Genomic DNA, 4,713 nt, shown 5'->3' with positions numbered 1-4,713 from the left:
GTGGCGAGTCGGGGTGTCATATTCAACGTGGGAAGTGTTGATGGTGATACCACGAGCTTTTTCTTCTGGTGCGTTATCGATCTGGTCGAATGCACGAGCAGAACCACCGTAGGTTTTCGCCAGAACGGTAGTGATTGCAGCGGTCAGCGTTGTTTTACCATGGTCAACGTGGCCGATAGTACCGACGTTAACGTGCGGTTTTTTACGTTCAAACTTTTCTTTAGACATCGATTGTCCCTCTAAGACACGGATAAATCGGTGGTATCACCACATCAACCAGGCATATGCCTGAATTAGCTGAATGCATTAAACAGAAGAGAAACAGGAAGGAGATAAAGAAATGGTGCTGATAGGCAGATTCGAACTGCCGACCTCACCCTTACCAAGGGTGCGCTCTACCAACTGAGCTATATCAGCACATCTTGTTGGAGCGGGCAGTGGGAATCGAACCCACATCATCAGCTTGGAAGGCTGAGGTAATAGCCATTATACGATGCCCGCATCATGGAACTCGGCTACCTGAATCTTTCTGTAGTGAACACGAGAGAAGGTCTCTCAGCATTCGAGCCGACAAGCTGGAGCTTATCGTCCCGGGCTTCGCAATGCGTTGCCGAATATGGTGGTGGGGGAAGGATTCGAACCTTCGAAGTCGATGACGGCAGATTTACAGTCTGCTCCCTTTGGCCGCTCGGGAACCCCACCTGGGGTACTTGATGGTGCCGGCTACCGGAATCGAACTGGTGACCTACTGATTACAAGTCAGTTGCTCTACCTACTGAGCTAAGCCGGCATCAAGTAGCGCGCATTCTAGGAAGACAGAGCCGCGCATGCAACAAAAAAATTGCATAAAATGCACTACCGCTCACATTTTGTGCTAGATCTCGAAAATATGATGGCTAAAGCACCAATTGAGAACAAATTTCCATCATTACCGCCTGCCATATTGCCTGACCTGACGTTTTGTTATTGTAGAATGGCAATCGTGAGTCCTGAAAGGGGCTAGTTATGCAACGATTACTGGCAGACCTCTCTTTTACCTAAGCGTAACGTGATGTATTCGCCGTAATACGTCACTGCTGTTGATTTTTTCTTATCGTTCTCTCCATTCCGGTGTTACCCTCCTGCCCACTATTGAAAAGTTAAATACGCTGCATACTTTTGATGCACTACGTTTGATTTCATACGTTAGAGAATGCAGTGCGTAAATTTTGTCCTGAATTACAGGCAGAAGCATGCTTATGAGTAATAAAGAGCAAATGTTGGCAACGACCCCATATCTACAATTTGACCGGAGCCAGTGGGCGGCTTTGCGTGACTCAGTCCCCATGACGCTAACCGAAGGGGAAATAGCCCGGTTAAAAGGCATTAACGAAGACCTCTCCCTGGAAGAAGTGGCCGAGATTTATCTGCCGCTGTCTCGCCTGCTCAATTTTTATATCAGTTCAAACCTGCGGCGCCAGGCGGTACTCGAGCAGTTCCTTGGCACAAACGGACAACGCATTCCCTATGTCATTAGTATTGCGGGCAGTGTGGCGGTCGGGAAGAGCACTACAGCTCGCGTACTGCAGGCTTTGCTGAGCCGCTGGCCTGAGCATCGCCGGGTTGAGCTGATTACCACTGATGGCTTCCTTCATCCCAATAAAGTGCTCAAAGAGCGCAACCTGATGAAGAAGAAAGGCTTCCCGCAATCCTATGATATGCATCGCCTGGTGAAGTTTGTCTCTGATATCAAATCTGGCGCAACCAATGTGACAGCACCGGTTTACTCACATCTCGTGTATGACGTGATTCCTGACGGTGACAAGATAGTTGCCCAGCCGGATATATTAATCCTGGAAGGGTTGAACGTTTTGCAAAGCGGGATGGATTATCCGCACGATCCGCATCATGTATTTGTTTCGGATTTTGTAGATTTTTCTATTTATGTCGATGCGCCGGAAGAGTTATTACAAAACTGGTATATCAATCGTTTCCTGAAATTCCGGGAAGGCGCTTTTACCGATCCAAACTCTTATTTCCATAGCTATGCAAAACTTTCTCAGGATGAAGCTGTGAATATTGCCATGCAGTTATGGAAAGAGATTAATCTATTGAATTTACAGCAGAACATATTACCAACACGCGATCGCGCAAGCTTAATAATGACAAAAAGTGCTAATCATGCCGTTGACTGCGTTAAGCTGAGAAAATAATAAGGCGAGGGGGAAATCCCCCTCTCTTTAATTCACACCACGCAGGGAAATTTCACCGCCAACCCAAGACTTTATTACGCTATCCTGTTCCAGCAATAATCCCCCCTGCTCGTTGATCCCGCGAGAAATACCATAAATCTCACGTTCACCGATAATGAGCTTTACCGGACGATGAATAAAATTATCCAGCTTTTCCCAGCGAGGCAGAAACGGTACCAGACTTTCCTGCTCAAATAGCTGCAGCGCCGCACGAAGCTCCTGAATAAGCGTTATGGCCAACGTATTCCTGTCAATACGGATACCGGCTTCCTGCAGGTTAATCCAGCCCTGGTTAATCACATCTGTAGCTACGCTGCGCATCGCGAGATTAATCCCTGCTCCAATTACTATCTGTGCAGCGTCCCCCGTTTTGCCCGTGAGCTCAACCAGAATACCGGCAAGCTTGCGATCGCTGAGATAGAGGTCATTTGGCCATTTAACTCTGACCTCTTCGGCACCAAGCCTCTGCAATACTTCGGCCATTACGATGCCAATAACAAGGCTGAGACCAATTGCCGCCGCAGGTCCCTGCTCCAGACGCCAGTACATGGACAGATAAAGATTTGCCCCAAAGGGCGAAAACCACTGGCGGCCTCGTCTGCCACGCCCAGCCTGCTGGTATTCGGCTATACAGGCATCACCGGACTGAAGGGTGCTGAGGCGATCGAGCAGATACTGATTGGTCGAATCAATCACCGGTAGCACAGCTACTGTACCACTATCGATTTGCGACTTAATGAAGCTTTCATCCAGCAGCTGGATGGGCTCCGGCAAGCTGTAGCCTTTGCCCGGAACGGTGAAAACATCAATACCCCAGTCTCTCAACGTTTGAACATGCTTATTAATCGCGGCACGGCTCATGCCTAATTGCTCACCCAGGTGCTCGCCGGAATGAAACTCGCCGTCTGCAAGAATACTGATTAACGTTAACGGAACTCGATTATCTTTCATGCGATAGTCTCCACGGCGCTGACTTCACCTTTACCGCCCATAAAACGAACCTCAGGCTCAAGCCAGACATCAAACTTTTCTCCGACTCGCTGGCGAATATAATGAGCGAGGGCAATTACATCCGCGCTGCTTGCCTCATCTTCATTAATAATAACAAGGGCCTGCTGCTGATGAACCGCTGCGCCACCGATGCGATGGCCCTTGAGCTGGCATTGATCGATCAGCCAGCCCGCAGCAAGCTTAACGCTAGCGTCAGGTTGCGGATAATGAGGCACGTCCGCCACGTTGGAAATCAGTTTTTCTGCCTGTTCGGCACTAATAACGGGGTTTTTGAAGAAACTGCCGGCATTACCATTCACTTTTGGATCGGGCAGCTTCGAGGTTCTCATAGTGCAGACGCTTTCAAAAATCTGCTGAGGCGTAACGGTAGCCGGATCTAATTTAGTCAGATCACCATAGTTGAGCACAGGCACCCATGCTTTCGGCAGGCGGTAACCGACAGCAACTATCGCGAAGCAATCCTGGTAATCGTGTTTGAAGATGCTGTCACGGTAGCCAAAGCGGCACTCTTCGTTTGTTAACCGCAACGCGCGACCGCTGTTTAGCTCAACACAATCGACGTAATCACAGACCTTTTTTATTTCGACCCCATATGCACCAATATTTTGGATTGGCGAGGAGCCAGCGCAACCAGGGATCAAAGCAAGATTCTCCAGACCCGGCATGCCATGCTCCAGGGTGTATTCCACCAGATGGTGCCAGTTTTCACCGGCGCCAACATGCAGTAACCACGCATCGTCAGTTTCAGTCACCTGAATCCCTTTGATACGATTAACAATCACCGTCCCCTCAAAGTCCTGGAGGAAAAGGACGTTACTGCCTTCACCCAGAATAAGAACCGGCTGCTGAGCATGCATCGCGGCGGTCCATGCTTCAGTAAGCTGTTGTACAGATTCAGCGATGACAACACGCGCAGCAGTTGCCTGAATACCAAAGGTATTGAAGGGTTTAAGAGAGGTGTTCATGTCAGCCATTTTCCGGAATATTAACCCAATTAGTTTACCCGATCCTGCCGGGATTGGCTTGCCTGTCTCGGTATAACGCATACAGCAAAAAACCCCGGCCTTGCGGTCGGGGTTGATGCTTATTTTATCGCATTTGATGCCTGGCAGTTGTATGCCGGGCTGTCCTGCCCGTCACCCTGCGGCAGCCTCCGGCTGTGCAAATCCGTTCCCGACTTAGTATTCGTATCAGCCTGATACTCACCCCTCCGGGGCCGCCGCAGGCGGCGTTCAAAATCGTTCCCGACGATTTTGTCCCACTCAGGAGAGCGCTCACCGACAAACAACAGATAAAACAAAAGGCCCAGTCTTTCGACTGAGCCTTTCGCTTTTATTTGATGCCTGGCAGTTCCTACAGTACTCGTATCATCCTGATACTCGCCCCTTTGGGGCCGCCGCACACGGCGTTCAAACGTGTTCCCGACACGTTTGTCGCATGCCCATGCTCGTGCAGATAATTTCCTGATACC

General features: G+C 49.5%; 5 protein-coding genes and 4 tRNA genes. 1 reads left to right on the top strand and 8 read right to left on the bottom strand.

The features are described 5' to 3' along the window. The 5 genes from VGM55_RS23705 to VGM55_RS23685 all read right to left on the bottom strand — a co-directional run. Positions 1-228: GTP-binding protein (locus tag VGM55_RS23705; protein WP_331636933.1), on the bottom strand; the 228-nt coding region annotated here is incomplete at its 3' end. A gap of 113 nt (positions 229-341) precedes the next feature. Continuing rightward, positions 342-417: transfer RNA gene (locus tag VGM55_RS23700), tRNA-Thr, on the bottom strand. A 9-nt stretch (positions 418-426) separates the two neighbouring features. Continuing rightward, positions 427-501: transfer RNA gene (locus tag VGM55_RS23695), tRNA-Gly, on the bottom strand. Between the two features lie 116 nt (positions 502-617). Then, positions 618-702, bottom strand: a tRNA-Tyr gene (locus tag VGM55_RS23690). Positions 703-714: 12 nt separating this feature from the next. Continuing rightward, positions 715-790, bottom strand: a tRNA-Thr gene (locus VGM55_RS23685). Positions 791-1,238: 448 nt separating this feature from the next. On the opposite strand from VGM55_RS23685, the gene coaA reads away from it, so the two are divergent. Next, entirely contained in the window at positions 1,239-2,192 is a 954-nt protein-coding gene (coaA, locus tag VGM55_RS23680; protein ID WP_038483028.1) for a type I pantothenate kinase, read from the top strand. A gap of 27 nt (positions 2,193-2,219) precedes the next feature. Here coaA and birA read toward each other — a convergent pair whose 3' ends face one another. The 3 genes from birA to VGM55_RS23665 all read right to left on the bottom strand — a co-directional run. After that, a complete protein-coding gene (birA, locus tag VGM55_RS23675; protein ID WP_331636932.1) occupies positions 2,220-3,182 on the bottom strand; it encodes a bifunctional biotin--[acetyl-CoA-carboxylase] ligase/biotin operon repressor BirA in 963 nt (320 codons plus the stop codon). Next, positions 3,179-4,207 (bottom strand): UDP-N-acetylmuramate dehydrogenase, encoded by a 1,029-nt coding sequence (murB, locus tag VGM55_RS23670; protein WP_154189597.1) that lies wholly within the window; start codon positions 4,205-4,207, stop codon positions 3,179-3,181. The genes birA and murB overlap by 4 nt, the downstream gene beginning before the upstream one ends. A gap of 119 nt (positions 4,208-4,326) precedes the next feature. Beyond that, positions 4,327-4,713 (bottom strand): hypothetical protein (locus VGM55_RS23665; protein WP_331636931.1); only part of this gene is annotated, 387 nt, incomplete at its 5' end.

The sequence above is a fragment of the Cedecea sp. genome (genome assembly GCF_036500665.1).
Classification (GTDB): domain Bacteria; phylum Pseudomonadota; class Gammaproteobacteria; order Enterobacterales; family Enterobacteriaceae; genus Cedecea.
This window is presented reverse-complemented; position numbering and strand designations above follow the sequence as displayed.

Excerpts from the sequence above, each read along its gene's own strand:
- coaA (WP_038483028.1), top strand. The coding sequence starts at position 1,239 with ATGAGTAATAAAGAGCAAATGTTGGCAACGACCCCATATCTACAATTT.
- birA (WP_331636932.1), bottom strand. The coding sequence starts at position 3,182 with ATGAAAGATAATCGAGTTCCGTTAACGTTAATCAGTATTCTTGCAGAC.
- murB (WP_154189597.1), bottom strand. The coding sequence starts at position 4,207 with ATGAACACCTCTCTTAAACCCTTCAATACCTTTGGTATTCAGGCAACT.